We start from the raw sequence: 22218 nt of genomic DNA, 5'->3' as shown, positions 1-22218 counted from the left end.
CCCGGATCCGCTCACCTGTCTGCGGCGGGTCCGTACAGGACAGCCCTCCCCACGCGTACCACCCGGCGCGCGGGGAGGGCTGTTCCCCTTGCCGGCGTCGCCCTCCCGCCGGCGGTGATGCCGCCGGTTCCGGGAACCGTCACCTCCCGTCCGGCAGCACGTCGCCCGAGCGGTACCTACCCGTCACCGGGGCGCTCCCCACCTTCTACGCGCGGGTAGATTCCACAGGTATATTCAGGGGCCGTCAAAAGCGCCGTGCGCGATCATCACCCGCACAAGGTGCCGAAGTTGACGCGCCGGACCGGCTAGGGGATGACCACGACGGGCCGCTGGGCACGCCGCGCCAGCCGCCCCGCCACCGAGCCGAAGATCCGGCCGACCAGGCCGTGCGTGGAGCCGACGACGATGGCGTCCGCCGAGTACTCCCGCCCGACTTCCTCCAGTTCGTGGCAGATGTCCCCGCCGCGCTCGACGAGGATCCACGGCACCTCCGACAGGTGGTCCGCGCAGGCCAGTTCCAGGCCGAGGACCTCGGTGCGGTGGTCGGGGACGTCCACGAAGACCGGCGGCTCACAGCCCGCCCACACGGTCGTCGGCAGCCGGTTGGCCACATGGACGATGATCAGGCCCGAGCCGGAGCGCCGGGCCATCCCGATTGCATACGCAAGCGCTCGCTCGCTGGACGTGGAACCGTCGAAGCCCACCACGACACCGTGCTGGAACGCCGGATCGCAGGAATGGCGTGTTTCTTCCGCCGCTTCGGGGTGCGCCGCGTGATCGGCGACCCGCTTGCGGTCCGCGGGTTCGGAGAATTCGTGACCGGCCATCGGTGTCTCGGCGAAGGGAGTCCTCGTGCGGAGGGGAAGGGCGGTGGGCTGGTTGGAGTTGTCAGGGGCTGTCGGGCGAGGTCGGAGGGACGCCGCCCAGGTGGATCAAGGACGGAAAATCCGTCCGGGATTCATCTTTTCAAGCACTTACCCATAAGGGTACGGCGACACTCATCGCCTGCCCAGGGCCCGCCGGGCAGGCGGAGCCGCCAGGGCGTTCCCCGGAGCATGCACGAGCCCGGGCCGTAGCGCAATGGCCCCGGAGCGTCCCATCCGTACCTTCCCGGCACCGCCCCGGCGCCCCGGCCGCGCCTCCGCCGGACCCCCGCGGCGGCCCCGGCACGGCCCCTCCCGGCCCACCGCCGCGTCCCCCCGATGCCTCTCCCGCAGTGACCCAGGCGGCCGGCCGGGCGTTGTACCACCGTCAGCCGCCGTCAGCAGGGAGCCGCTCCGTGCCCGGAACCCGTGATCACCACCGTGCCGACGACACCGGGGCAGACTCCCCCGATCCGGTGAGCGACGTGGTCCGCTGGGCGGCGTTCAGCTGCGTCCTCGTCCCCGTCGTCCTGCTGATGTGCGGTCAGTCCTTCGGCGGCGCCGCGGGCACGGCCGCCGGACTGGTCGCCCTCACCTGCGCCTGCCGGGCCCTCCTGCGCCAGTCCGAGCGCACCGCCGCACGGCTGTCTGCGGAACAAAGCGTTCCGCACCGGGGCCGGCACGGCCGCACGGGCGGCGGCGCACACCGCGGCGGACGCCATCAGGGCGCCTCCGGACCGGGTGATACGCCCGGTAGTACGTCCGGTGAATGACGTCTTCGTACGCATGGACCCGTTGCTTTTCAGCCAACTTCAGGCCGAACCCCTCACCTTGGCCTGAGCAGCCCCCAACAGCCGGTCGACCAGCAAGGAAAGGACCACGGGGGGCGGTTGCACCCTACGGGGATTGGGCATGGGCGAGAGGCGTACTTTTCACCGAGCCCTGCAAGTGCAACGCTTCGTGATCGAACGCTTCGCGCCAAGTTGTCATGTCGACATAGAGCCGGGTGGTGAACTGGTCACCGCGACTCCATGCGACGCAGTAGATTCGATCTTGGCCATGACCGGCGGGGGAACCGTTCAGGACCGAGGGGAAACGTGCAGGACCGAGAGGACTCGACCGCCGAGGGGGGCTTAGCGCCATGAGCCAGGACTCCACGACCGTACCGGAGACCACGCGCAAGCTCTCCGGACGCCGCCGCCGGGAGATCGTCGCTGTGCTGCTTTTCAGCGGCGGACCCATCTTCGAAAGCTCCATTCCGCTCTCAGTGTTCGGTATCGACCGACAGGACGCTGGAGTCCCCCGCTACCGCTTGCTGGTGTGCGCGGGCGAAGATGTGCCATTGCGAACAACCGGCGGCCTGGAATTGACCGCACCGTACGGCCTGGAGGCACTCTCCAGGGCCGGCACCGTCGTCGTACCGGCCTGGCGGTCGATCACCCAGCCGCCACCGACCGCCGCACTCGACGCGCTGCGCCGCGCCCATGAGGAGGGCGCCCGCATCGTGGGCTTGTGCACCGGTGCCTTCGTACTGGCTGCCGCGGGACTGCTCGACGGCAGGCCCGCCACCACCCATTGGATGTACGCGCCGACACTCGCCAAGCGCTATCCGTCGGTCCATGTGGACCCGCGGGAGCTCTTCGTCGACGACGGTGACGTACTGACGTCCGCGGGCACCGCGGCAGGCATCGACCTGTGCCTGCACATCGTCCGCACCGACCACGGCGCCGACGCCGCGGGGGCCCTGGCCCGCCGGCTCGTCGTGCCGCCACGCCGAAGCGGCGGACAGGAGCGCTACCTCGACAGGTCTTTACCGGAGGAGATCGGCGCCGACCCGCTCGCCGAGGTCGTCGCCTGGGCGCTGGAGCACCTCCACGAGCAGTTCGACGTGGAGACCCTGGCCGCCCGTGCCTATATGAGCCGTCGCACCTTCGACCGGCGGTTCCGTTCGCTCACCGGCAGCGCGCCGCTCCAGTGGCTGATCACCCAGCGGGTGCTCCAGGCACAGCGGCTCCTGGAGACCTCGGACTATTCCGTGGACGAGGTCGCCGGGCGCTGCGGCTTCCGCTCGCCGGTGGCGTTGCGCGGCCACTTCCGCAGGCAGCTGGGGTCCTCCCCGGCCGCCTACCGGGCCGCGTACCGCGCGCGCCGGCCGCAGAACGGCTCGGCCGAGCGGCCGGAGCGGGGTGAACGGCCGGACCGTACGGACCGGACCGAGCGCCACGACCGGTTCGACCGGCCGGACCCGGTGGAGCAGCGGAGCGGGGAGGCCTCGGTGATGGGGCTGCGCAGGGCGGCCCTGGCCACCACGGCGCACGCCGTCACCGGAGCCGCCATGTCCGTACCGCCACCCCATACCGGGCACGGCGGACACGGCGGGCACGGCGGGCACCCCGCCGGGCACGGCGGGCACGGTGGCGGACACGCCGGGAACACTCCCGGCGGTCCGGATCCGGGCAAGCCGGAGTCCGACCTCTACAGCCCACGCCTGCCCGGCCAGCGGGAACGCCCCGTAGGGTGAGACGCATGAACGATCGCATGGTGTGGATCGACTGCGAGATGACCGGGCTCTCGCTGTCGGACGACGCGCTCATCGAGGTGGCCGCCCTGGTCACCGACTCTGAGCTGAACATCCTCGGCGACGGTGTGGACATCGTCGTCCGCCCGCCCGCCGAGGCCCTCGTCACCATGCCCGAGGTGGTGCGCCAGATGCACACGGCCTCCGGGCTGCTCGCGGAGCTGGACAAGGGCACGACGCTGGAGGACGCGGAGGCCCAGGTCCTGGCGTACGTCCGTGAGCACGTCCCGGAGCCGGGCAAGGCCCCGCTGTGCGGAAACTCGGTCGGCACCGACCGCGGTTTCCTCACGCGGGACATGCCGGCGCTGGAGAGCTATCTGCACTACCGGATCGTCGATGTGTCGTCGGTGAAGGAGCTGGCCCGCCGCTGGTATCCGCGGGCCTACTTCAACAGTCCCAAGAAGAGCGGCAACCACCGGGCGCTCGCCGACATCCGCGAGTCGATCGCCGAGCTCCGCTACTACCGCGAGGCGATCTTCGTGCCGCAGCCCGGCCCGGATTCGGACGCGGCGAAGGCCATCGCGGCCAAGCACGTCCTGCCCGTTCAGGCGTAGTGACGCAGCTCGCTCCCAGGACGCGGGTCACCTGGGAGCGAGCACCCCTGAAAACCCTGTACACTTTTTCTCGGCCGGTGGGAAACGCACCGGACGACATGGTGGGTATAGCTCAGCTGGCAGAGCACCTGGTTGTGGTCCAGGATGTCGCGGGTTCAAGTCCCGTTACTCACCCTGATCGGAGGCCCCGGTCCGCGGAAGCGGACCGGGGCCTCTGTCGTACGCGGCCCGCCATCGCCCCGCCCGCACAGGGGGCGTGGGCCCGCGCGTGAGCCGTACGGGCGGCGCGGGGCGGCTGTGACCCGCGTCATATTTCGCGGCGCGCGGGTGGCATCGCGCGACGCGCCAGGGCTTCCTTGACTCTCCGCCGGGATCCGACGACTCTTCATCACATCGGCCCGGGGCTCCTCCCTCTCCGTCCCCCGGCACCCGCCCGGCCCTCTACTCCGTATGCCGTATGCCGTGTTCCGCCGGACGGGCGGCACGCCCGACGAAGGCCCCTCGCCACTCCGAGCCCCACGAGTCCGTACGCCGAGTCCCCACGTCGAGTCCGTACGCCGAGTCCGTACGCCGGTCCCGTACGCCGAGGCACCAGGAGACGCCCATGCGCCGACGCTTCCGCACGCCCCCGCGCCGGGTGACGGCCGTCACCGCCGTCGCGGCCCTCGGTATGGGGCTGTTCGGGGCGTGCGCCCGGGACGTCGGGAGCGCGGGCGAGGGGCCCGGGGGCGGCGGCGGGCGGAGGACCACCGTCACCATCGGCACCTTCGGCGTCTTCGGTTACAAGCAGGCGGGGCTCTACGAGGAGTACGAGCGGCTGCACCCCGGCATCACGATCAAGGAGAGCGTGATCGAGCGGAACGACGCCTACTACCCCCAGCTGCTGACCCACCTCGCGGCCGGCGGCGGCCTGTCCGACATCCAGGCCGTCGAGGTGGGCAACATCCACGACGTCGCCACCACCCAGGCCGACCGGTTCGTGGACCTGTCCCGGGCCGCCGGCGTCCGCGCGGACACCTGGCTGGACTGGAAGTGGGCGCAGGCGACCTCGCCGGACGGCCGGACCATCGGCCTCGGCACGGACATCGGGCCGATCGCCGTGTGCTACCGGAAGGACCTCTTCGCCAAGGCCGGGCTGCCCACCGACCGGGCGGGCGTCGGCCGGCTCTGGGCCGGCGACTGGCGGAAGTACCTGGAGACCGGCCGGGCCTACCGGAGGCGCGCCCCGGCGGGCACGGTCTTCACGGACTCGGCGGCCGGGATCTACAACGCCGCGATCCACGGCTACGCCGAGCGCTACTACGACCGCCGGGGCCACCGCGTCGTCGGGCGGAGCCCCGCGGTCCGGGAGTCCTGGAACCTGGCGGTGCGGGCCGCGCGCGACGGCCTGACCGCCCGCCTCAAACAGTTCGAGAAGCCCTGGGACCAGGCGTACGCCAACGGCCGCTTCGCCACCGTCGCCTGCCCGCCCTGGATGCTCGGCTACATCAAGGAGAAGGCGGGCCCGGCCGGCGAGGACAAGTGGGACATCGCCCCCGCGCCCCGGCCCGCCAACTGGGGCGGCTCCTTCATCACCGTGCCGAAGGCGGCCCGGCACCGGAAAGCGGCCGTCGCGCTCGCGGTCTGGCTGACGGCGCCGGAGCAGCAGGCCAGGCTCTTCGACCGGCAGGCGAGCATCCCCTCCACCCCCGCCTCGTACGCCATGCCCCAGGTCAGGGACGCGCGGAACCCGTACTTCGGCGACGCGCCCACCGGGCGGATCTTCTCGGCGGCGGCCCGGTCGGTGCCCAAGCTGGTGATCGGCCCCCGGGAGCAGCAGATCGGCACCGCCTTCACCGATGTGGGGATCCCACAGGTGGAGCAGCAGGGCCGGTCCCCCGCGGCGGCCTGGAAGGCTGCGCAGAAGGAGATCCACAACGCGGTGGACGAATGACGGCCGCGACCGAGGCGGTGGGCGACCGGCCGGCACCGCCGCCCGAGGACCTCGACCGCCCGCCGCGCAGCGGGCCACGCCCGTGGCGCAGCCGCCTCTACCGCTGGGACGTGCGCTACAGCCCGTACGTCTTCGTCGCCCCGTTCTTCCTCTTCTTCTCGGCGTTCGGCATCTTCCCCCTGCTCTACACGGGCTGGGCCTCGCTGCACCGGGTGGAGCTGTACGCCCCGGACCAGCTGGAGTGGGTGGGGCTGCACAACTACGCGCGGCTGCTGGGGGACGACTTCTTCTGGAACGCCCTGCGCAACACCTTCACCATCGGTGTCCTCTCCACCGTCCCCCAGCTGCTGATGGCGCTGGGCCTCGCCCATCTGCTGCACTACCGGCTGCGCGCGGCGTCCTTCTGGCGGGTCGCGCTGCTGACGCCGTACGCCACCTCGGTCGCGGCCGCGACGCTCGTCTTCGTGCTGCTCTACGGGCGCGACTATGGCATGGTCAACTGGGCGCTGGAGGCGGTGGGCGCCGGCCCGGTGGACTGGCAGAGCTCCACGTGGTCCTCGCAGATCGCGGTCTCCTCGATCGTGATCTGGCGGTGGACGGGCTACAACGCGCTGATCTACCTGGCCGCGATGCAGGCGGTGCCGGACGAGCTGTACGAGTCGGCGGCGCTGGACGGGGCCTCGCGCGCGCAGCAGTTCCGCCACGTCACGGTGCCGGCGCTGCGGCCGACGATCCTCTTCACGGTGGTCGTCTCGACGATCGGGGCGACCCAGCTCTTCGGGGAGCCGCTGCTGTTCGGCGGGGCGGGCGGGCAGAAGGGCGGGGCCTCGCACCAGTTCCAGACGCTGGGGCTCTACCTCTACGAGCAGGGGTGGTTCAACTTCCACCTCGGGCGCGCCTCCGCCGTCGCCTGGACGATGTTCCTGATCCTGCTGCTGATCGGCGCGGTCAATCTCCTGATCGCGCGAGGGATGCGGAAGAGCCGGTGAGGGGCTGATGTGACGACGACCACCGGACGGCCCGCCGACCGGACGAAGGGCCCGCCGACGGGGCCCGCGAAGGGGAGGGAAGGGGCGAGGGGCCCGGCGAAGGCCAGGGGCGGCGGCGCGGGAAGGCAGCTGCGCGCCGGGCCGGTCACCTACGCCGTGCTGGCGCTGTTCACCGCCGGCTCGCTGTTCCCGCTGGTCTGGACGGCGGTCACCGCGTCGCGGGACAACGCCCGGCTCGCCCGGACCCCGCCGCCGTTCCGGTTCGGCGACAGGCTGCTGACCAACCTGGGCACGGCCTGGAGCGAGGCCCACATGGGCCTGGCGCTGTTCAACACGGTGCTGGTGGCCGGGGCGGTCGCGCTTGGCACCGTCCTCTTCGCCACGACGGCGGGCTTCGCCTTCGCCAAGCTGCGGTTCCGGTTCCGGACCGCCCTGCTGCTGACGACGGTCGGCACGATGATGGTGCCGCCGCAGCTGAGCGTCGTCCCCCTCTTCATGGTCGTCGCCGAGCTGCACTGGACGAACCAGCTCCAGTCGGTGGTACTGCCCACCCTCGTCAGCGCCTTCGGCGTGTTCTTCATGCGCCAGTACCTGGTGGAGGCGCTCCCCACCGAGCTGGTCGAGGCGGCCCGCGTCGACGGCGCGAGCAGCCTGCGCGTGCTGTGGCACGTGGTGTTCCCCGTGGCCCGGCCGGCCATGGCCGTGCTGGGGATGCTCTCCTTCGTCCAGGCGTGGAACGACTTCTTCTGGCCGATCATCGCGCTGACCCAGGAGAACCCGACCGTCCAGGTCGCCCTCACCGGCCTCGGCCGGGGCTATGTGCCCGACCAGGCCGTGATCATGGCCGGCGCGCTGCTCGGCACCCTGCCGCTGCTGCTCGCCTTCACCCTCTTCGGCAGACAGATCGTCGGCGGCATCATGCAGGGCGCCGTCAAGGGCTGACTCCCCTCCTTCTCGTCCCTCCCCCACACCGAGAGCGCATCCATGACCGTGAACTTCCCGCCCGGCTTCCTCTGGGGCGCCGCGACCGCCGCGTACCAGATCGAGGGCGCGGCGCAGCAGGACGGCCGCACCCCCTCCATCTGGGACACCTTCTCCCACACCCCCGGCAAGGTCCTCGGCGGCGACACCGGGGACGTCGCCGCCGACCACTACCACCGCCGCGCCGAGGACGTGCGCCTGATGGCGGACCTGGGCCTGGGCGCGTACCGCTTCTCCGTCTCCTGGCCGCGCGTCCAGCCCGGCGGGCGCGGCCCGGCCTGCCAGGCGGGCCTCGACTTCTACCGCGCGCTCGTCGACGACCTCCTCGCCCACGGCATCCAGCCGGTGCTGACCCTCTACCACTGGGACCTGCCCCAGGAGCTGGAGTCGGCGGGCGGCTGGCCGGAGCGCGGCACCGCGCACCGCTTCGCGGACTACGCGCATCTGGTCGCCGAGGCGCTCGGGGACCGGGTGGAGCTGTGGACGACCCTCAACGAGCCCTGGTGCAGCGCCTTCCTCGGCTACGGCTCCGGGGTGCACGCGCCCGGCCGGGCGGACGACGTGGCGGCCCTGCGCGCGGCCCACCACCTCAACCTGGCACACGGCCTCGGCGCCCAGGCGCTGCGCGCCGCGCTGCCCTCCCGGGCGGCCGTCTCGGTCACCCTCAACCCCGGTGCGGTGCGCGCCCTCACGGACTCTCCGGCCGACCTCGACGCCCGGCGACGCATCGACGCGCTGGCCACCCGGATCTTCACCGGGCCCATGCTGCACGGGGAGTACCCGGCGGACCTGATCGCCGACACGGCGGGCATCACGGACTGGTCCTTCGTCCACGGCGGCGACGCGGCGGCTGTCCACCACCCCCTGGACTCGCTGGGCGTCAACTACTACGCGCCCTTCCTGGTGTCGGGGCCGGCCCCCGGCACCCCTGCGGGCGGGGCGGCCGGAGGCGAGCCCTCGCCGTGGCCCGGCGCCGGGGGCGTCGTCTTCCACCGCCCGCCCGGCAAGCGGACCGCGATGGACTGGTCGGTCGACCCCACCGGCCTCCACGACCTGCTGACGCGCTTCACCCGGGAGGTCCCCGGGCTGCCGCTGGTGGTCACCGAGAACGGCGCGGCGTACGACGACAAGCCGGACGGCGAGGGCGCGGTGCACGACCCGGAACGGATCGCCTATCTGCACGCCCACCTCGACGCGGTGCACCGGGCGATCGGCGACGGCGCGGACGTGTGCGGCTACTTCCTCTGGTCACTGCTGGACAACTTCGAATGGGCGTACGGCTACAGCAAGCGCTTCGGCGCGGTGTACGTCGACTACGCCACCCAGGTCCGCACGCCCAAGTCCAGCGCCCGCTGGTACGCCCAGGTCGCCCGGACGGGCCAGCTCCCGCCGTACTGAGCCGGGGCCGGTGACCCGGGTCTCACTCGAAGACGGACGGCGGCGGGGCCGGCGAGGGGCGGGCGGCCGCGTCGGTGACGGGCGCCGCGCCGCCGGTGAAGTCGTCGAGGGCGCGCCCGTGTTCGACCCGGCCCTGGTTCGGGTCGGTCGCGGCGCGCCGGGTCAGCTCGGCGACCGGCAGCTCGCGGTCGGAGGCGAGCAGCACGGCGTTGCCGAAGCGGCGGCCGCGCAGCACGGCGGGGTCGGCGGTCAGGCACAGCTCGGGGAAGACGGTCCGTACGGTCGCGATCTGCGCCTTGACGTAGGCGAGGGGCGGGCCGTCGGCGAGGTTCGCGGCGTAGAAGCCGCCCGGGCGCAGCGCGCGCCGCACCTCGCCGGCGAATTCGACGCTGGTGAGGTGGGCGGGGGTGCGGGCGCCGGCGAAGACGTCGGCGATGATCAGGTCGGCCCACCCGTCGGGCACCTTGGCCAGCCCCTCCCGGGCGTCGCCGCCCCGCACCCGGATCCGCCAGCCGGCGTCCAGGGGGAGCTCGCGGCGGACGAACTGGACGAGCGGGGCGTCGATCTCCACGATCTGCTGGGTGGAGCGGGGCCGGGTGGCGGCGACGTAGCGGGCGAGGGTGAAGGCCCCGCCGCCCAGGTGCAGGGCCTGGACGGGCTTGCCGGGCGCGGCGACGAGGTCGGCGATGTGGCCGAGGCGCCGCTGGTAGGCGAAGTCGAGGTAGGCGGGGTCGTCGAGGTCCACATGGGACTGCGGTGCGCCGTCGATCAGCAGCGTGAAGCCACGGGGGCGGTCACGGTCGGGCCGCAGCTCGGCGACACCGCCTCCGACCTGCTCGGACACCGCCTCGGCGGCGCGCCCGCGCCCTTGCTTCTGCTTGCCTTTAGCCACATGGCAAGTATCGCCTGCCGTGGCCGGGGCCCTGGAAAGGCGGCCGGGGAACAGGCGGGAGACCCCTAGCGGCAGCGGTCCACGGCCTCGATCGTCCGGGCCGCCTCGCCCAGCGCGGCGCGCAGCACCGCCGGGTCCGTCGCCTCCGAGAACGCCGCCTCCGGCGCGACCAGCCACCCCGTCCCCAGGAGCGGGGGCTCCGCGAGGCCCGCCTGCTCGCCCTGGCCGAACGTCTGGGTGCAGGCGCTGCCCGGCACGTCCCAGGCGTCGGCCGTGCCGGGGGGCACGAGGAAGCCGAGGGTGTCGCACTCGCCGTCGTGCAGCACGGGGCCGACGCCGTCGCGCAGCCGCAGGATGTCGACGGCCTCCAGGCCCTGCCGGGCGGGGACGGTGACGAGGTCGCACGGGCCCGCGTCCAGGGTCACCTGGGGGACGCGGGGGGACGGGCTGTGGTCCTGACGCGGCTGGTGCAGGGCCGTCGTCCGCGAGCTGCTGATGTCCACTCCGGCCTCCACCAAGGGAAACCCCTCCTCCGCCGTGCCACTCCGCGTCGAGCGCGCTCCAAGGAGTTCAACGCTCGGGAGCGTCAACGGCTACGGTGCCATGCCGTCACAAAGGATGGCAGTTCATGGCGGATCACGGGTGAGATATCCCGTTTGTAGCCAAACAGGGTGTAGTGGGACCCCGTCAGCCGGTACGGTCTTCTCCGCCGACACGGCAGCCGACAGGCAGCACAGAGGCCAGCACAGCCGCACGCCACGCGCGCACCCGCGCGAAGGCGCGCGCTCGCCAGGGAGAGGGTCCGGCCATGGCGTCGTCCCAAGCGCACCACCCGAACACGGCCTTCCGGCAGCTCCGCGGAGCGCGGTCGCCGGGCGAGTTCGCGGCGGCCGTCCGGCGGGCGGCCCGCGAGATCGGTGAGCAGGTCTCGTGCGACGCGCGCTACATCGGGCGGGTCGAATCGGGGGAGATCCGCTGCCCCAACTACGCCTACGAGCGAGTGTTCAGGCATATGTTCCCCGGTCGCGAACCGGCGGACATGGGTTTCGTTCCGCGAGACGTGGTACGCGGTCGGGGGGCGCGGGAGAACGCCGACGCGTCGCCGACGCCCGGCGGCCCGTCCGCCGGATCCGCCGGTGGCCCCGCGGACAGCTCCGCCCCCGGTTCCGCCCGCACTCCCGCCCGTACTCCCGACCGTCACAAGGAGAGCGACGTGTTGCGTCGCGCGTTCATGACCGGCGGCACGGCCGCGGTGGCGACCGCCTCACTGGGCGCCTCGCTGGGCGCCTCGTTCGGCACCGCGTGGGCCGCCCCCGCGGCGGCCGCCCGCGACCGGCGCCGCGCCGGCGAGGCCGAGGCCGTCGCCGTGGAACAGGCCGTACGCCGGATCCGGCTGCTCGACGACCGCCACGGCGCCGACGGCATCTACCGGCGCGCCGCCCGCCCACTGCGGGTGGCCTACGAGCTGCTCGACGCGGACACCCGCCGGCAGTCGGTCGCGGACCGCCTGTACACGGGCGCGGGCGAGCTCTCCCTGTCCGTCGGCTGGCTGGCCCACGACTCGGGCCGCTTCGCCGACGCCCGCTCGCACTACGCGGAGGCGCTGGCCACGGCGCGGGTGGCCGGGGACGCGGCGCTGGAGGCGCACGCCTTCTGCAACACCGCCTTCCTCGCCCGCGACGCCGGGCGGCCCCGGGAAGCCGTGCGGGCCGCGCAGGCCGCGCAGCGGGCGGCCCGCAGGCTGCCGTCGCCCCGGCTGATGTCGCTGCTGACCCTGCGCGAGGCGGGCGGCTGGGCCGGGCTCGGCGACCGGGCGGCCTGCGAGACGGCGCTGCTGCGGGCCCGCGACCTCTTCGAGCGCGGGCCGGGCCCGGCCGACCCGGAGTGGATGTCGTTCTTCGGCCCGGCCGAGCTGGAGGGGCTGGAGGCGCAGTGCTGGTCGGCGCTGGGCGAGTGGGCGCGCGCGGCCGGGCACGCCCGGCACGCGGTGGATCTCCAGGACCCGCACTTCGCCCGGAACACCGCGCTGTTCACCACCCAGCTCGCGGGCGACCTGGCGCGCGGCGGGGCACCCGACGCGGCGGCGGCCCAGGGCGAGCGCGCCCTGGACCTGCTGGCGGAGGTCCGGTCGACCCGGGTCCGCACGATGCTGGCGGCGACGGCCCGGCTGCTGCGCCGCTACCGCGCGGACTCGGTGGTCGCGTCGTTCCTGGACCGGCACCAGGGGGCCGCGGCCGGCGCCTGAGGGTCCGGCGCGGCCCTGCCGGGCTCAGGCGAGGTGGCCGGTGTCGTTCCAGCGTTCGAGGGCCGGCGCGCCGTAGGCCCAGCCGAGGATGGACAGCGACGTGGGGTCGAGGCGGATCCGGGAGGCGAAGGAGATGTCCAGGCCGAGCCAGCGGGCGCCGATCGTGCGCAGGATGTGGCCGTGGGCGAAGATCAGCACGTCGCGGTCGGCCGAGCGGGCCCACTCCACGACCTGGTCCGCGCGGGCGGCGACCTCGGTGAGGCTCTCGCCCTCGGGGACGCCGTCGCGCCAGATGAGCCAGTCGGGGCGGCCCGCCTTGATCTCGGCCGGGGTCATCCCCTCGTACGCGCCGTAGTCCCACTCCATCAGGGCGTCCCAGTCGGCCGCCCGGTCGCCGAAGCCGGCCAGCTCGCAGGTCTCCTTGGCGCGCACCAGCGGGCTCGTACGGACCTCGACGTCCGGCAGCCCGTCCCAGGGGGCGCGGTGCAGGCGCTCGCCGAGCAGCTTGGCGCCGCGGCGGCCCTCGTCCAGAAGGGGGATGTCGGTGCGGCCGGTGTGCTTGCCGGAGAGCGACCACTCCGTCTGTCCGTGCCGGGCCAGCAGGATGCGCGAGGTCGTCGAAGCCATGGAGGACCCAGACCCTTCAGAAGATTTCGGTGATTTTCACTACAGATCGCCATGCGCACCGGCAAGGCACCGGCGGCGACGATCTGTTCGCTTTTCCATCATCGCTCACACCGGTATCAGGCAACCCGCAGGTCAATCCGGACGTCTCCCCTCCTGTCCCGCCTCATCCGTCCCTCGCGCCTAGCGGCTATGACGGAACGGGGGACGAACTCGGGGTTTCCGGTAAGCCGCGGGGCGGTGTGCGAGCAATGTGGCGTACGCCGTACGGTTGCATGCGCGCTTGTTGGCCGCCTGAACACATGGAGAGCGTCCCGATGTACCGCACACCACTGGGGAAGCGGCCGCGCTGGTGGACCGAGCTGCCGCTGATAGCCGTGGTGTACGCGGTGTACTCGGCCGGCAGGCTGCTGGTCCGCGGCAACGTGCAGCCGGCGATCGACCACGGTCTGGCGATCCTCGATCTTGAGAAGACCTTCCGAATAAATTTCGAACACCCGCTCAACCGGCTGTTCACGGAGCACGCGTCCCTCGGCATACCCGCCGACTTCGCCTACGCCTCCCTGCACTACATCCTGACGCCCGCGATCCTCGTCTGGGCCTTCCGGCGCCGCCCGCGCGACTACCGCTTCCTGCGCAGCTGGCTGATGATCTCCACCCTCATCGGCCTCATCGGCTTCACCCTGCTGCCCACCTGCCCGCCCCGGCTGCTGGACGACACGTACGGCTTCGTCGACACGATGGCCCAGTACGGCTCCTACGGCTGGTGGGGCGGCGAGGCCAGCGCCCCGCGCGGCCTCGGCGGCATGACCAACCAGTACGCCGCGATGCCGAGCCTGCACGTCGGCTGGGCCCTGTGGTGCGGCGTCGTGATGTGGCGCTACGGGCGCACGACCTGGGCGAAGATCGCCGGTGTGGTCTACCCGGCGGCGATCACGCTGATCGTGATGGGCACCGCCAACCACTACTTCCTGGACGCCGTGGCCGGCGCCGCCGTCATGGGCGTCGGACTGCTGCTGGCCAAGCCGGCGGTGCGGCTGGCCGACCGCGTACGGGAACGTTTCGCCAGCGCCTCCCGTCAGGAAACGGCCGGGACCCCCGCGAATGTCGGTGCCGGATGCGAGACTTCGGCGGGTACAGCGCTTTCCCGGGCGGCGGCCTCCGGTTCCGGGGCCGGAGCCGGCCGGCCGGGGGCGCCGGAGACATCTCGCGAGGCGGGCGCCGGTGACCACATTCCCCGAGAGCACATCCCCCGACAGCAGGCACGCGACGGCGCGGGCGACAGCCGGGCCGACGACGCTGCGGCGGCGGCTCGCTGAGCTGCGCGGCCCCGCCGCCGCGCCGCGTCCGCTCGACGCGCGCGCCCTGGCGGCCCTGGCCGCCAACCCCGGCTGCCGCCGCCGGGTCCTGCTCGACGGCGCCGGGGTGGACAAGGGCGCGCTGGCCCGCGCCCTCGGCGCCCCGGCCACGCACGGGCAGTCGCAGTTCGCCATAGCGCGGGGCAACGTCTTCGAGGCACGGGTCAAGGCGGACGGCGGCGAGGCCCTGGTCCGCCTGCTCCACGACCGCCTGCGCGACGACTCCCCCGCGCCCGGCCCCGCGTTCCCGCCGGCCACCCCCGACCTGTCGGCGGCCGGCCCCGAGGGCCGCACGGCCCGCACGGCCCTGGCCCTCCGCGAGGCCACCGCCGCCGGCCGCTGGACGGTCCTGGACCACCCCTTGCTGACCCTGGAGGTCGCGGGCACCCCCGCCTACCTGGAGCCGGACGCGATCGTCGTCCACCCGGACGGCGACTGGACGATCGTGGAGATCAAGTCCTTCCCGATGATCGACGGCGCGGCGGACCCGGGAAAGGTCGGCGCGGCGGCCCGGCAGGCGGCGGTGTACGCGCTCGCCCTGGAGGGGGTGGCGGGGCGGCTGGGCGGAGGGCCGGGGGCGGCCGGGGACGGGGCGGCGATGCCGCCGGGGACTTCCGGGGACGCCACGCCCACGTCACCGGCCACCGCAGGGGCGGTGCCGGCGGCCCGCGTCCCGGGCGACGCGGGCGGTACGGCGCGCCTGTCGCCCGCCCCGGATGCCGGCCACGCGGCGGAGGCCGCGGCCGCGCGGGATACGGACGCCGCTCCCCGGGCGGATGCGGGGGCGGTTCCGACCCGCACCCCGCACGACGAGGGCAGTGCCGCCCCTCGGGACGGCAGCCACGCGGCGGAGGCCCCGGCCACGCCGCGGGCCGACGGCGCTTCCCCGGCCGGGGACGGGCCCGGAACCGCGCTCCCGGCCCGCGCCCCGGGTGCCGGCCATGTCCCCGGCCCGGCCGCGCCCGGGGCCTCCCCGCCCTCCCCCGGGTGCGGGACCGCGTGCTGCTCGTCTGCCCCAAGGACTTCTCCAATCTCCCCGACGCCGAGCTCGTCGACGTGCGCAAGCAGCTCGCCACCACGCGGCGCCAGCTCGCCCGGCTGACGCGCGTCGAGGACATCGCCGCCGCGCTCCCCGAGGGCACCACCTTCGACCTCCGGCTCGCCGACGACGGGCGGACGGCGACCCGGCCCGTGGCGGAGCTGGCGGCCGCGGTCGAGGCGGCCCCGGCGGCGTATGCCCCGGAGTGCCTCGCGGCGTGCGAGCTGGCCTTCCACTGCCGGGCCCGGGCACGGGCGGCGGACGTGGTGGAGACGCTGGGCCGCGGCGTGCGCGGTGAGCTGGGCGGGCTGGCCACGGTCGGGGCCGTGCTCGCCGCCGCCCGGGGCGAGGAGGGCGATCCGGCGGATCCCGCCGTCGCCGCCCTGCGCCGCGCGGCGGCCCTGCGCGCGGAGGCGCTGGCGGCACCGCCCGGGTCCGGGACCCGGACGTCCGAAGGGAGGGGCCCGTGTCTCTGATCACCGCACTCGCCCGGATGGAGGCCGTCCGGGAGGGCCGGGCGCGGCCCCTGGCGACCGTGCGCCACCGGCATCTGGCCGAGCGGCCGATGGTCTTCGTGCCGCTGACCACCGCCGGTGAGGCCGGCGCCCCGCTGGGCGCGCTGGTCGGGACGGAGCGGGACGCCCCGCGGCTGCTGGTCGTGGCGCAGCCGCGCGACCGGGACCTGCGGTTCGCCTTCCTCGCGGAGCTGGCCGACGCCGTGCTGCCGTACGTCGAGGGGTTCGCCGGGGACGTGGAGCGGGAGCAGCGCAAGGAGACCGACCCGGAGACGGGGAAGAAGGTCCCGGTCGAGGTCGAGCTGTGCGCCGACGCCCCGCAGCTGCTGGTGCCGAGCGTGGCCGGTGTGGAGTACGTCCGGCTGCTCGGGCGGTCCATGCGGTTCCGGCGGACGGCCGAGCAGGACCCCGGGACCCCTTACCCGGCGCCGCCGCGCGTCCCCCTGCTGGGCCGCTGGCTGACGCACTTCGGGGAGCGGGCCCGGCTGCCCGGCTCGTCGCTGCTGCTGCCGATGACGCAGGTGCTCGCCCGCCACTGGGCGACGGGCCAGAGCGGCGCGGAGGACCAGCACCTGGGGGCGCTGCTCGGCTGGCTCGCGCCGCCGCCGGGCATGACGGGCGCGGAGGCGGCCCTCCGCGCGGAGCTGGCGCGCGACGCGGAGGGCCTGCTGCTGTGCCCGCCGGCGGGCCCGGCCACGGACCCGGTGTTCGACAACAGGCGGCTGGCCCCGGCGACCGCCCGCTACGACCGCGCCCGCGCCGAGGCGGCGGGCTCCCCGAAGGACCCGCAGGCCGCGCGGGCCGCACTGCGCCGCGCCGAGCGGGAGATCAGGGATCTCCTGGAGTCGCAGCTCCGCCCGGCGTGGGACGCCGTGTGGCAGGGCGTCGACCTGCTGCGCGCGCTCCCGGAGGGCGAGCGCGTGGCCGAGCGGTGGAAGCGCGACCGCTGGTCGTACACCTCGCACCGGGACAAGGTGGCGGCCGGCGAGCCGCCGCAGCCCCGGCGGGACGACGCGGTGACCGCGGCCCGCAAGCTCGCGGCGCGCGAGACGGCGCACGCCCGGCTGGAGGCGCAGGAGGCGCTGGACGACCCGCTGGTCATGGCGGGCCGGCGGCTGGCCGGCGAGGCGTTCGCGGGGAGGTCACCGAGGTGGTGATGGAGTACTCGGAGGCGAAGGTGCCGCGCCCGCGCCCGCTGGTGACGGTGCTCACGGACGACGGCCCGCTGCTGACGGAGGGCGTGAAGGTGCACCGGGTGCTGCCGGACGGCAGGGCGCAGACGGCGGAGTTCGTCGGCCATGTCCCGGAGGGCGGCGGCGCGCTGACGGTCCGGCTGACGGGCGGCATGGGACGCGGCAAGGTGCCCGACGGGGGCTCCGTGCCGGAGAAGGGCGACCGCGTCTGCTGGACGCTCTTCGAGCACGCGCCGCGCGGTGGCCCCGAGCTGCCCGAGCCCGAGCGGACGCCCTGGACCCACGGCGGCCCGCCGGACGGGACCGCCGACGCCCCCGACCCGCTGACCGCGGAGGACCTGCTGTGAACACGACCGGATCCACCACGGGGCCCACGGGCGGAGCGGCCGCCGCCGTGAGCCCGCGCGAGGCACGGCCGCGCGACGCACGGCCGTACGGGGCGCGGCCGTGATCGTCCGCGCGCCGGGCACCCGCGCCTCCAACGCCTTCGACCCGTCCGCCGCGGCCGCCGCCGCGACGGACGCGATCCTCCGCGACACCCTGCGCGGCCCGCACCGCGGCGTCGTCGTCGACTCCCCGCCGGGCGCGGGCAAGTCGACGCTCGTGGTCCGGGCCGCGCGGGAGCTGGCCGCCGCGGGCCGCCCGCTGATGGTCGTCGCGCAGACCAACGCCCAGGTCGACGACCTGGTGCTGCGGCTGGCCGCGAAGGACCCGGAGCTGCCGGTCGGCCGGCTGCACAGCAGCGAGGCGCGCCCGTACGACCGCGCGCTGGACGCGCTGCCGTCGGTGGTCACGTCCGCGAAGGCCGCGGACCTCGCGGGGCTCGACGTCGTGGTCTCCACGGCGGCGAAGTGGGCGCACACCAAGGTCACCGAGCCGTGGGGCCACGCGATCGTCGACGAGGCGTACCAGATGCGGTCGGACGCCCTGCTTGCCGTGGCGGGGCTGTTCGAGCGGGCGCTGTTCGTGGGCGACCCGGGGCAGCTCGACCCGTTCAGCGTGGTGGGGCCCGACGGCGCGGCGCAGTGGGCCGGCCTGTCGTACGACCCGTCGGCGAGCGCCGTCAGCACCCTGCTCGCGCACAACCCGGAACTGCCGCAGCACCGGCTGCCCGTCTCCTGGCGGCTGCCCGCGTCCGCCGCGCCGCTGGTGTCGGCGGCCTTCTACCCGTACACCCCGTTCCGCAGCGGCACGGGCCACGGCGACCGGCGGCTGGCCTTCGGCGTGCCGTCCGACGGCTCGGGCCCGGACCGGGTGCTGGACGAGGCGGCCGCGTCGGGCTGGGGCCTGCTGGAGCTGCCCGCCCGCCGGACGCCGCGCACGGACCCGGAGGCGATACGAGCGGTGGCCGTCGTCGTCCGGCGCATGCTGGACCGGGGCGGGGCCGCCACCAGCGAGCTCTCCCCGGACCCGGTGCCGCTCACGGCGGAGCGCATCGCGGTCGGCACGGCCCACCGCGACCAGGCGGCGGCCGTACGGGCGGCCCTGGCCGGGCTCGGCGTGGACGGCGTCACGGTCGACACGGCCAACCGCCTCCAGGGCCGGGAGTTCGACGTCACGGTCGTGCTCCACCCGCTGTCCGGCCGCCCGGACGCGACGGCCTTCCACCTGGAGACGGGCCGGCTGTGCGTGCTGGCGTCGCGCCACCGGCACGCGTGCGTGGTGGTGTGCCGGGCGGGCGTCGAGGAGCTGCTGGACGAACACCCGTCGACGGACCCGGTGCGGCTGGGGGTGACGGTGAAGTTCCCGGACGGGTGGGAGGCCAATCATGCGGTGCTGGCGCATCTGAAGGAGCATCGGGTGGCGTGGCGGCCGTGAGCGGTGGGGCCGGATGCCGCCGGAGCCGAAGGCGCGTGGAGGCACGCGGCGGTGCCGCGGGACCCCGGCCCCGGCCCGGGAAGGAAGGCCGTCACCGGTCCCCCTAAGGTGCGCCCATGGGGATCACCGAACTCGCCGCCGACGCCTGGCGGCTCACCGCCGCCCGCCCCCGCGCCGCCCTGGGCATCGCGGGTCCGCCCGGCGCCGGCAAGTCCACCCTCGCCGGGGCGCTCGTCGCCGAGGTCGACGCCCGGCACGGCCCCGGCTCGGCGGCCTATCTGCCGCTCGACGGCTTCCACCTGTCCAACGCCCAGCTCGCGCGCCTGGGGCTGACCGACCGCAAGGGCTCCGCCCCGAGCTTCGACGTGTGGGGTTACGTCGAGCTGCTGCGCCGGGTCCTCGCGGAAGCGACGACCGGGCGCGACGTGTACGTGCCGGACTACGACCGCACCCTGCACGAGCCGGTCGCCGCGCGGCACGTCGTGCCGGCCACGGCCCGGCTGGTGGTGACGGAGGGGAACTATCTGGCCTGCGACGAGCCGGGCTGGCGGGACGCCCGCGGGCTGCTGGCCGAGGTCTGGTACCTGGAGACACCTGACGAAGTACGTCAAGGACGCCTGCTTGAAAGACAAAGGACCGGAGGGCGGGACGAGGCCGCCGCACGGGCGTGGGTGCAGGGCAACGACCACCCGAACGGCGAGCGGGTGAAGGTCTCGCGACCGAACTGCGACCGGATTCTTCCCACCGTTGGCCTGGACATGACTAACGGCCGGTACTAGCCTCCGACTTGGTCTAGACCGCACTTCACTCGGCTCACAGAACCCCCCACGTTCTTCCGAGGAGCGACAGCATGCGCAAAAAGATCAGTGCGGCGGTCATCGGCATAGGCATCGTCGCCGCCTCCGCCCTCTCCACCGGCGGCGCGAGCGGCCACGGCTACACCGACTCCCCCACCAGCAGGCAGGTGTACTGCGCCAACGGCACGGTGAAGAACTGCGGCGAGATCCAGTGGGAGCCGCAGAGCGTCGAGGGCGCCAAGGGCTTCCCGGCCCGCGGCCCCGCCGACGGCACCATCTGCGCGGGAGGCAACACCCGCTTCCGCGAGCTCGACGACCCGCGCGCGGGCCAGTGGCCCGCCACCAAGGTCACGGCGGGCCAGAGCCTCGGCTTCCGGTGGAAGCTCACCGCCCGGCACGCGACCACGGACTTCCGCTACTACCTGACCAAGAGCGGCTACGACCCCCGTAAACCCCTGACCAGGGCCGACCTGGAGACCCAGCCCTTCCTGACCGTCCCCTACGGCGGACGGGTGCCCGACGCCACCGTCACCCACCAGGGCACCCTCCCCGCCGGCCGGACCGGCAAGCAGCTCGTCCTCGCCGTCTGGACGATCGCCGACACGGGCAACGCCTTCTACGCCTGTTCCGACGTCCAGTTCTGACGGCGGCCGCCGGCCGGCGGCGCTTGCCGGCCCAGGGCCTTCCCGGCCCCCACCCGGGGAGGCCCGCCGGCCTTCCCGGGCGCGGGGGCTCAGCCCTTCGCGGCGTCCTCCCCGGCGTCCCCCGCGCCCTCCTCCCCGCGCTCCTCCGGCCGGAGCGCGATCCGGGCCAGCACCCCGGCCACGACCAGCGCGACCACCGCCAGCAGGGCGTAGTCCGGCACGGCGTCGCCCACCGCCGAGGCGAGCTCCTCCAGGCGCGACTCCTGGTCGGCGTCCAGGAGGCCGGGCAGGCCCGTCGTGCCGTCGTAGGCGAGGAACAGCAGGCCGATGCCGATGAAGAACAGGCCGGACAGCAGCGAGGTGGTGTGCAGCCGCAGCCGGCCCAGACGCAGCTCCCGCCCGCGCAGCCAGCGCCTGCCGCCGAGCCGGAAGCGGTCCCAGCACAGGGCCAGGACGAACAGCGGCAGCGCCATGCCCAGCGCGTAGACCGCGAGCAGCGAGCCGCCGAGGAAGGGGTTGCCGCCGACCGCGCTCATGGTCAGCACCGCGCCCAGGATCGGCCCGGCGCAGAATCCGGCCAGTCCGTAGACGCAGCCCAGCAGGAAGGTCGACGCGGCCGAGCGCGGGGTGATCCGGCCGGCCGCGGCCTGGGCCCGCTTGGAGGCGAAGCCGAGGCCGAGGATCTGCGCGGCGCCCATCGCGATCACCGTCCAGCCGCCGATGGTGATCAGCAGCTCGCGGTGGCCGTTGAAGAGCCTGCTGGCCGCGCTGGAGGCGACGCCGAGCGGGACGAGCGTCGTGGCGAGCCCCAGGTAGAAGACGCAGGTCCGGGCCAGGAGCCTGCCCGGGCTCGTCAGCGAGTAGGCGAAGAAGGCCGGCAGCAGCAGCGCGCTGCACGGGCTGACCAGGGCGAGGACGCCACCGAGGAAGGCGGCGAGGTAACCGATGTCGGCCACGGCGCGGTCACTTCCCGCTCTGCTTCGCGGCCTTGGCCCGCGCGATCGCCGACTCGAACACGTCGAGGGGCTGGGCTCCCGCGACGGGCTGCCCGCCCACCAGGAACGACGGGGTGGACTTCACGCCGATGGAGTAGCCCTCCTCCTGGTCCTTCTTCACGGCGGCCGCGGACTCCGGGCCGTTCAGGTCCGCGCGGAACCGGTCGAGGTCGGCGACCCCGGCGGTGCGGGCCATGTCGGTGAGCTTGTCCTCGGCGAGCGCGTCGCCCTTGCGGGTCTTGGCGTAGACCTCGTCGTGGAACTGCCAGAACTTCCCCTGCCGGCCGGCGGCCCAGGAGGCGCGGGCGGCCCGCTCGGAGTCCTTGCCGAAGATCGGGAAGTTGCGGAACTCGATGCGCAGCACGCCCTCGTCCACATACTTCTTGATCAGCTCGGGCTGGCTGTCGCGGGTGAACTTGCCGCAGTACGAGCACTGGTAGTCGGCGTACTCGACGAGCACGACGGGCGCGTCGGCCTTGCCGACGGCGAGGGCGTCGCCGTCCTGGCGGCGGGCGGCGGCCCGGTCCAGCTCCGTGTAGAGCTTCTGCTGCGGGTCGGCGGCGGGCGCGGCGCCGTCGGAGGCGGAGGCGTGGCGGGTGCCGGAACCCGTGTTCTCGCCGATGGCGATGCCGGCGGCGACGAGCGCGACGACGAGGGCGAGGACCGCGCCGGCGGCCGCGAGGCGGCGGGGCGTGAGGGCCGACCGCTTGGACGGCTGCCCGGACGGGCGCTCGGCGGGGCCGGACGAGGGGCGGGAAGGCGTACGGGACATGGGTGAAGGAGCTCCTGGGGCGAACGGACG

Annotated in this window: 19 protein-coding genes, 1 tRNA gene and 2 pseudogenes; 16 read left to right on the top strand and 6 right to left on the bottom strand. The window is 74.3% G+C overall.

Features of this window, described 5'->3' with window-relative positions:
- Window positions 1-305: 305 nt before the first annotated feature.
- A complete protein-coding gene (locus SMD11_RS21700) occupies window positions 306-827 on the bottom strand; it encodes a universal stress protein (RefSeq protein ID WP_087928020.1) in 522 nt (173 codons plus the stop codon).
- Between the two features lie 452 nt (window positions 828-1279).
- Between SMD11_RS21700 and SMD11_RS21695 the strand changes: the two genes are divergently transcribed.
- The 8 genes from SMD11_RS21695 to SMD11_RS21660 all read left to right on the top strand — a co-directional run bounded on the left by SMD11_RS21695 (window position 1280) and on the right by SMD11_RS21660 (window position 9296).
- A complete protein-coding gene (locus tag SMD11_RS21695; RefSeq protein WP_234366120.1) occupies window positions 1280-1636 on the top strand; it encodes a hypothetical protein in 357 nt (118 codons plus the stop codon).
- A gap of 368 nt (window positions 1637-2004) precedes the next feature.
- A complete protein-coding gene (locus tag SMD11_RS21690) occupies window positions 2005-3384 on the top strand; it encodes a helix-turn-helix domain-containing protein (protein ID WP_087928019.1) in 1380 nt (459 codons plus the stop codon).
- A 5-nt stretch (window positions 3385-3389) separates the two neighbouring features.
- Window positions 3390-3995, top strand: a complete 606-nt coding sequence (gene orn, locus SMD11_RS21685; RefSeq protein ID WP_087928018.1) for an oligoribonuclease — start codon at window positions 3390-3392, stop codon at window positions 3993-3995.
- A 101-nt stretch (window positions 3996-4096) separates the two neighbouring features.
- Window positions 4097-4169, top strand: a tRNA-His gene (locus SMD11_RS21680).
- A 430-nt stretch (window positions 4170-4599) separates the two neighbouring features.
- Window positions 4600-5928: an extracellular solute-binding protein gene (locus SMD11_RS21675; RefSeq protein WP_087928017.1), complete on the top strand. Its 1329-nt coding sequence runs from the start codon at window positions 4600-4602 to the stop codon at window positions 5926-5928.
- Window positions 5925-6917 carry a carbohydrate ABC transporter permease gene (locus SMD11_RS21670; protein ID WP_087928016.1) on the top strand — a complete coding sequence of 331 codons (993 nt, stop codon included), beginning with the start codon at window positions 5925-5927 and terminating at the stop codon, window positions 6915-6917. Before SMD11_RS21675 ends, SMD11_RS21670 begins: the two co-directional genes overlap by 4 nt.
- 129 nt (window positions 6918-7046) lie before the next feature.
- The gene (locus SMD11_RS21665) at window positions 7047-7859 is read left to right on the top strand and encodes a carbohydrate ABC transporter permease (RefSeq protein ID WP_234366440.1); all 813 of its coding nucleotides are present in this window, start codon (window positions 7047-7049) and stop codon (window positions 7857-7859) included.
- 42 nt (window positions 7860-7901) lie between these two features.
- The gene (locus SMD11_RS21660; RefSeq protein WP_087928014.1) at window positions 7902-9296 is read left to right on the top strand and encodes a GH1 family beta-glucosidase; all 1395 of its coding nucleotides are present in this window, start codon (window positions 7902-7904) and stop codon (window positions 9294-9296) included.
- Window positions 9297-9318: 22 nt separating this feature from the next.
- On the opposite strand, the gene SMD11_RS21655 is transcribed toward SMD11_RS21660, so the two are convergent.
- Window positions 9319-10188: a spermidine synthase gene (locus SMD11_RS21655; protein ID WP_087928013.1), complete on the bottom strand. Its 870-nt coding sequence runs from the start codon at window positions 10186-10188 to the stop codon at window positions 9319-9321.
- 65 nt (window positions 10189-10253) lie between these two features.
- Window positions 10254-10691 carry a hypothetical protein gene (locus tag SMD11_RS21650; RefSeq protein WP_234366119.1) on the bottom strand — a complete coding sequence of 146 codons (438 nt, stop codon included), beginning with the start codon at window positions 10689-10691 and terminating at the stop codon, window positions 10254-10256.
- A gap of 305 nt (window positions 10692-10996) precedes the next feature.
- On the opposite strand from SMD11_RS21650, the gene SMD11_RS21645 reads away from it, so the two are divergent.
- Entirely contained in the window at window positions 10997-12433 is a 1437-nt protein-coding gene (locus SMD11_RS21645) for a transcriptional regulator (RefSeq protein ID WP_087928011.1), read from the top strand.
- A gap of 24 nt (window positions 12434-12457) precedes the next feature.
- On the opposite strand, the gene SMD11_RS21640 is transcribed toward SMD11_RS21645, so the two are convergent.
- The gene (locus SMD11_RS21640; protein WP_087928010.1) at window positions 12458-13060 is read right to left on the bottom strand and encodes a histidine phosphatase family protein; all 603 of its coding nucleotides are present in this window, start codon (window positions 13058-13060) and stop codon (window positions 12458-12460) included.
- Between the two features lie 314 nt (window positions 13061-13374).
- On the opposite strand from SMD11_RS21640, the gene SMD11_RS21635 reads away from it, so the two are divergent.
- From SMD11_RS21635 to SMD11_RS21605, 7 genes and pseudogenes are all read left to right on the top strand, one after another.
- The gene (locus SMD11_RS21635) at window positions 13375-14376 is read left to right on the top strand and encodes a phosphatase PAP2 family protein (protein WP_087928009.1); all 1002 of its coding nucleotides are present in this window, start codon (window positions 13375-13377) and stop codon (window positions 14374-14376) included.
- Complete coding sequence (locus SMD11_RS36495) at window positions 14282-15517, top strand: hypothetical protein (RefSeq protein ID WP_234366118.1); 1236 nt, start codon at window positions 14282-14284, stop codon at window positions 15515-15517. Before SMD11_RS21635 ends, SMD11_RS36495 begins: the two co-directional genes overlap by 95 nt.
- A pseudogene (locus SMD11_RS21625) lies at window positions 15400-15930 on the top strand (hypothetical protein); the annotation flags it as partial. The gene SMD11_RS36495 and the pseudogene SMD11_RS21625, both read left to right, overlap by 118 nt.
- Window positions 15921-17509, top strand: a pseudogene (locus tag SMD11_RS21620) (hypothetical protein). The pseudogenes SMD11_RS21625 and SMD11_RS21620, both read left to right, overlap by 10 nt.
- 103 nt (window positions 17510-17612) lie before the next feature.
- Window positions 17613-18980 carry an AAA domain-containing protein gene (locus SMD11_RS21615; protein ID WP_087930655.1) on the top strand — a complete coding sequence of 456 codons (1368 nt, stop codon included), beginning with the start codon at window positions 17613-17615 and terminating at the stop codon, window positions 18978-18980.
- A gap of 116 nt (window positions 18981-19096) precedes the next feature.
- A complete protein-coding gene (locus tag SMD11_RS21610) occupies window positions 19097-19759 on the top strand; it encodes a nucleoside/nucleotide kinase family protein (RefSeq protein WP_087928008.1) in 663 nt (220 codons plus the stop codon).
- Between the two features lie 71 nt (window positions 19760-19830).
- Window positions 19831-20421, top strand: coding sequence for a lytic polysaccharide monooxygenase auxiliary activity family 9 protein (locus SMD11_RS21605; protein WP_087928007.1), 591 nt, complete (start codon window positions 19831-19833; stop codon window positions 20419-20421).
- Between the two features lie 89 nt (window positions 20422-20510).
- Here SMD11_RS21605 and SMD11_RS21600 read toward each other — a convergent pair whose 3' ends face one another.
- Together SMD11_RS21600 and SMD11_RS21595 are read right to left on the bottom strand one after the other, a co-directional pair.
- Window positions 20511-21377: a cytochrome c biogenesis CcdA family protein gene (locus SMD11_RS21600; RefSeq protein WP_087928006.1), complete on the bottom strand. Its 867-nt coding sequence runs from the start codon at window positions 21375-21377 to the stop codon at window positions 20511-20513.
- A 7-nt stretch (window positions 21378-21384) separates the two neighbouring features.
- A complete protein-coding gene (locus tag SMD11_RS21595; protein WP_087928005.1) occupies window positions 21385-22188 on the bottom strand; it encodes a DsbA family protein in 804 nt (267 codons plus the stop codon).
- Between the last annotated feature and the right edge of the window lie 30 nt (window positions 22189-22218).

Source organism: Streptomyces albireticuli (genome assembly GCF_002192455.1).
Classification (GTDB): Bacteria; Actinomycetota; Actinomycetes; order Streptomycetales; family Streptomycetaceae; genus Streptomyces; species Streptomyces albireticuli_B.
Note: the sequence above shows the minus strand (reverse complement) of the source record. Positions and strands in the feature narration are given on the sequence as shown.